The sequence below is a fragment of the Dactylosporangium sp. NPDC051485 genome, from assembly GCF_040682015.1.
Classification (GTDB): domain Bacteria; phylum Actinomycetota; class Actinomycetes; order Mycobacteriales; family Micromonosporaceae; genus Dactylosporangium.
Genome location: NZ_JBFAZW010000224.1, coordinates 1 through 5,295, shown reverse-complemented (window position 1 = coordinate 5,295; position 5,295 = coordinate 1). Strand labels below are relative to the sequence as shown.

Annotated in this window: 4 protein-coding genes and 1 pseudogene; all 5 read left to right on the top strand. The window is 70.6% G+C overall.

Going from position 1 to position 5,295, the window contains the following annotated elements; translation table 11 throughout:
• Positions 1–90, top strand: a pseudogene (locus AB0M46_RS50915) (FtsX-like permease family protein); the annotation flags it as partial.
• Between the two features lie 154 nt (positions 91–244).
• Positions 245–1,024, top strand: coding sequence for a hypothetical protein (locus AB0M46_RS50910; RefSeq protein ID WP_363348924.1), 780 nt, complete (start codon positions 245–247; stop codon positions 1,022–1,024).
• Between the two features lie 1,581 nt (positions 1,025–2,605).
• A complete protein-coding gene (locus AB0M46_RS50905; protein WP_363348922.1) occupies positions 2,606–3,619 on the top strand; it encodes a hypothetical protein in 1,014 nt (337 codons plus the stop codon).
• Complete coding sequence (locus AB0M46_RS50900) at positions 3,612–4,682, top strand: DNA methyltransferase (RefSeq protein WP_363348920.1); 1,071 nt, start codon at positions 3,612–3,614, stop codon at positions 4,680–4,682. Before AB0M46_RS50905 ends, AB0M46_RS50900 begins: the two co-directional genes overlap by 8 nt.
• A partial coding sequence (locus AB0M46_RS50895; RefSeq protein WP_363348918.1) for a hypothetical protein occupies positions 4,679–5,295 on the top strand: 617 nt, incomplete at its 3' end. The genes AB0M46_RS50900 and AB0M46_RS50895, both read left to right, overlap by 4 nt.

Below are 5,295 nucleotides of genomic sequence, written 5' to 3'. Positions count from 1 at the left end.
TCGGTCCTGGAACGCCGGGCCGAGATCGGCCTGCGCCGGGCCCTGGGCGCCCGCCGCCGCGACGTGGCCGCCCAGTTCCTGCTCGAGTCCGCAGCGCGTCGACGGTGACCCCGAGGCGGACGGCGATCGGCTCGATCGCCCGCCGGCCGAGGCGGATGTCGATGTAGGGCTCCTCGTCGCAGGCGTCCAGGAGCCCGAGCGCGACCGCGCGCTGGACGAGCAGGTCGGGATGGTTCCACGGCCTGTGAGGGGTACGCGGCCCGGGCGGGACCGCGTCGAGGTCGTCGACGAGGACGACGTGACGCTGCTGCGCGACCAGCATCAGGCCGGCGCGCTGAGCGGCCCGGCACAGCCGGGCGTACGGGGCCGGGCGGGCCACGTCGACGTGGTCGCGCAGCGCGGTGAGGAACCCGGTGAGGACCTCGGCGTCGACGTCGTCGGGGTCGCCGTGCCAGCCGCCGGCGACCAGGGTCGCGGCGTGGCGGACCAGGCCGGGCAGGGCCAGGGCGGTCGCGGCCACGACCCAGGCCGGGCCCTGCAGGCGGGCGCGGACGATCAGCTCCCGCCACACCGCGTCCAACGCCGGCCAGTTCCGCGGGTGTTCGGCCAGCCAGGTGCGCAGCACCGCCACGCTGACCACGCCGGCGGGCAGGCCGAGGCCGGGGTCCAGGCCGGTCAGGTCGATGCTCAGCGGGTCCGGGCCGGTGACCAGTGCGGTGAACGCGGTGTCGACGCACGCGAACGGCGAGGACGGCCACCCCTCGTCATCGGCGCCGGCAGCGTCGGCGTTGTCGTCGGCGTCGGCGTCGGCGTCGGCGTCGGCCCGGTCCGGGTCGGCCGGTCCGCGACCGGGCACGGCGCCGGCCGTGCCGTTGACCGCCGGACGGCGTGTGACCGCGGTGCCGTCCGTGTCACGAGCCGCGTCACGGGCGGTGTCATCGGTGCCGGCGTCGGTGTCCGGGCGGTTCGCGGTGCGGTCCAAGATGGTGGACACGGTCATGTCACAAGCTCCTATGACAACTAAGATCATGGATGGACATCGCGGGGTTTCACGGCGATGTCCGCAGTAGTCATTGCGCCACGCACCACTCACAGGTCACTGACAGTGCTGGTCAGCGGCGCATCCGGGCCGTCGGCCCCGCGGCGTGCCCGACCCCAGTCGGTCGGGTCACCCGATCTGCTGCATTGACTGTGATCGTTGACATCGGCGACTGTCGTGGTCATTGAGCAGCGCGTTGACACTACGGCCGCCCGAGACGCCGTGCCGGATGGACCGCCGGACCCGCCACTGCAAGCAGGCCGCTCGCGTCGCCTACCGTCGCCCATGGGAGGCACCGCACGCACTCACAGCAACTCACAGCGCCTGACACGGGTCGACCCAGCGGCCGTGACACCGCCATGCGGCACATATGTTTGTCGATTGACATGCATGACGTGTCACAGAAGATCATCGATTGACGCGGTCAGTGCGTCACAGAAGATCACCGATGGACACGAGATGCCTGTCACAGAAGATCATCGATTGACATCGTGGCGATGTCACAGAAGATCATCGATAGGTTGTTGTCATTCGCAGGAGGAAGTCTGTCCGCACCGCCCACCGCGCCGCCGGCATTGCCTCTGCCGCCGGGCGCAGTCAACCATCCACGAGTACAGCATCGCCGTTTACACTCGCCGCGCGGCCCGTGCGATGCCAGCACCACGGTCCCGGCGCGCCAGGACCTCTTCCGGATGGGAGCGGGGAACTCGGTCTGGCGAGCGGTGGCATAGGTCGTCCCAAGTGGGCGGTCGCGCCGAGCGGCTCGCCGCGCTTCGTTCGCCGGCAGTCCGGCGCAACAGGAGTGCGACAACGGACCTGGTTGAAGCATCTGTTCTGGACCTGGGCAACCTCCGTGCGACGGGACACGGACAACAGCGACCGCTCTGAGCCCGCTGTGAGCGGCTGTGAGCGGCTGTGAGCGGCTGTGAGCGGCCCAGGTCTTGACTGCTGATGCCGCTGTGAGTGGCTGTGAGCCGCTGTGAGTGGCCGGGTCTTGACTGCTGACGCCGCTGTGAGCGCCGACGCCCCCGAACGGGTGACTGTCCGTTGACAGCGAAGTTGGACTGCGTCGGTCCCGTGGCCAGGGGTGGGTCATCTTCGATGGCACGGAGGTTGGCTCGCGCGCTCAGATGTGACCGCTGGACTCGAGGTTTGTGCCATCGAATCTGAACCAAATCATGGTTGTAGCTATCGCGCCGCCGCGATCGGGTTATGGAGCGTTGGGTCAAGTCTGCGAATCCACTGTCAGTCTTCGGGAAGCCGCGTCAGAACTCCAGCACCATCTCCTGATGGCCCGGCTCCACTGCCACAGACCGAGCCAACGTCACCATCCACTCCAGACTCGATCATCGGGGCGGACCAACTGTAGTGGCAGAAACTCCATCCGAACCAGATTCGATGGCAAGAAGTCCAACTTCGCTGGCAACGGACAGTGACGGTCCCGAGTTGTGAGCGGCGTTCTGCGCGCTGTGAGTGGCTGTGAGTGGAGGGGGCGTTCGCCACGGCTCACAAACCCGGATAGGAGGGTGTCAGCGCTTCCCGGCGCGGCGCGGAGCCGACAGCCATATGAGCAAGCACCCGCCGCACCACCCCACCAATCCCAACGCCAACCCGAACCCCGATGGGACGGCCGGCGCCCTTGGTGCCGACCACGTCGATGGGCAGCTGTTCGTCGACGTCGTCGCCGGTGACCCGCCGGTCCCGATCACCGTCTGGCGGACCGCCCGTAACAGCGGCGATCACGGCGCCAGTATCCCGGCGCGGCTTGCCCGGCGGCTCGTCGCCGCCTACAGCCGCCCCGGCGAGGCCGTCGTCGACCTCACCGCCGACCACGCCCTCACCTTCGCCAGCTGCACCGGCGGACGTCGGCACCACCGGGCCTGGTTCACCGACGTCGCCAGCCTCATCATCGGCCCCGCCACCAGCAGCCTCGGCGACGAGGACACGACAGAGCCCGACGACGAGCCCGACACCGACCGAACCACCGACCTCGACACCGTCGACGGTGTCGAGCTGGACGTGTCCCTCGCGGACTGGTTCGGTGACGACCTCACCGACCCGCACCTCCCGCCGACCGCACCGCCGGTCGTGCCGATCCCCGACGGTGTGTCCCTCGCCGGGCTGACCAGCCTCGTCGTGGCGACGTGGCCGCTGGACCCCGACGCGGTCCCCAACCGGATCCGGCTGGCCTGGCTGCTCACCGTCTGCCGGGAGCTGCTGCGCCCGGGCGGCTGCCTCGTCCTCGTCGTCGCCGTGCCCGCGGGGCTGGCCGCGACGCCGGAGGACTTCAGCCCGATCGCCACCGCCGCCGCACAGGTCGGCCTCGGCTACCTGCAGCACATCGTCGCCGTCGCCGCCGACACCGACGGACACGGTGACGCGTTCGTCTACCACCTCGACGACGAGGAACTCCTCGCCCTGTCCAAGGCCCGCGCCGACAACGCCGGCGAGCAGTGGACCGTCGCACACCTGCGGGTCCACGCCGACCTGCTCGTCTTCACCCCGGTACCCGGCACGGCGGGTCGCCGCCGTAACGGTTCCCGCCGGGGCGGACGCAACGGGGAGGCCTCCAATGGCTGAGCCCCGCACCGTTGTGGCCGCCGACCCGGACGAGCCCGGACGCGGCACCACGCCGACCGACCCCGCCGACCCTGCCGGCGGCACCGGCATTCGCCGGACCGGTTCGGGTGGCCGGCACCGCGCCTACGACGCCCAGCACCGCGCCACCACCGACCTGGCCGCGGGCACCGACCCAGACGGTCCCGGCCTGGCCGGACTGTCGGTGTGGGCGACCGCGCAGCGGACTGGCCCGGTCCAGCGCCGCGGCCGGTACGTCCCGGACTCCGTGCAGCACCCCGCTCGGATGCTGCCGGCGATCGCCGCGCACGCCATCGACGCCTACACCACGCCGGGCGACCTGGTCCTGGACCCCATGTCCGGGATCGGCACCACCCTCGTCGAGGCGGTGCACGCCGGGCGGGACGCGCTCGGCATCGAGTACGAGCCCCGCTGGTCGAACATCGCCGACGCCAACCTGCGCCACGCCCGCACCCAGGGCGCGACCGGCCGTGGCGGCGTCATCCGTGGTGACGCCACCGACATCCTGTCCCTCGTCCCAGCCGCCCTCATCGGGCAGGTCGCCCTGGTGGTGACCTCCCCGCCGTACGGGCCGACCGTCCACGGGCTCGTCACGACCGGCGACGAACTCGATATCCGCGACAACCGGTACAACGACGGCTCCGACAAGGGCAACCTCGCCTACCGGGACCTGACCGGCCTCGCCGACGGGTTCGCGCAGATCCTGCGCGGCTGCGCGACGCTGCTGCGCCCCGGCGGGACCGTCGTGGTCACCGCCCGCCCTTGGCGCAAGAAGGGTGAGCTCGTCGACCTGCCGTCCGCGGTCATCGGCGCCGGCGTCCGCGCCGGCCTCGTCCCGACCGAGCGGTGCGTGGCGCTGCTCGCCGCGGTCCGGGACGGGCAGCTCGTCGCGCGGCCGTCGTTCTTCCAGCTGCAGTCCGTGCGGAAGGCCCGCGCCGGCGGCACTCCGATGCACCTCATCGCGCACGAGGACGTGCTGATCTTCACCAAGCCGTCGAGTTCCGCCTCGCCGTCCGTACAGGGCGATGCCAGGGGCCGCGGATGAGCACATCCATCCAGCGGTATCTCAGTCTCGGGGCCGGGGTCCAGAGCTCAGCGACGTTGCTGCTGGCGGCCCGCGGTGAGATCCCGACCTTCACCGCGGCGGTCTTCGCCGACACGGGTTGGGAGCCCGCCGCCGTCTACGAGCACCTCGAACGGCTCGAGCGGATCGCCGCCGACGCGGGCATCCCGATCGTGCGGGTGTCGGCCGGGCACATCCGCGCCGACGCGATCGACCCGAAGCACCGCTTCGCGTCGATGCCCCTGTTCACGCTCGGACCGAACGGCGAACGCGGCATGGCCCGACGGCAATGTACGTCCGAATACAAGATCAAACCGATCAAGGCGGAGGTCCGGCGGCGGCTCGGCTACCCGCACCCGAAGCGGGTGCCGGCCGGTGTCGTCGCCGACATCGCTATCGGGATCTCCGTCGATGAGATCGGCAGGGCGCGTGACGCCGACGTCGGCTACATGCGCAACGTCTTCCCGCTGCTCGATCTCGGGTGGCGGCGCGGTGACTGTGTCGCCTACCTCGAGCGGTATGGCCTGCCGGGGACGCCGAAGTCGAGTTGCCTGGGTTTCCCTATTAGATCTTCGTGTGATGACTCTCAGTGTTG

Bases quoted from the DNA above. Each gene is read 5' to 3' on its own strand.
- AB0M46_RS50905 (WP_363348922.1), top strand. From the start codon at position 2,606: ATGAGCAAGCACCCGCCGCACCACCCCACCAATCCCAACGCCAACCCG.
- AB0M46_RS50900 (WP_363348920.1), top strand. From the start codon at position 3,612: ATGGCTGAGCCCCGCACCGTTGTGGCCGCCGACCCGGACGAGCCCGGA.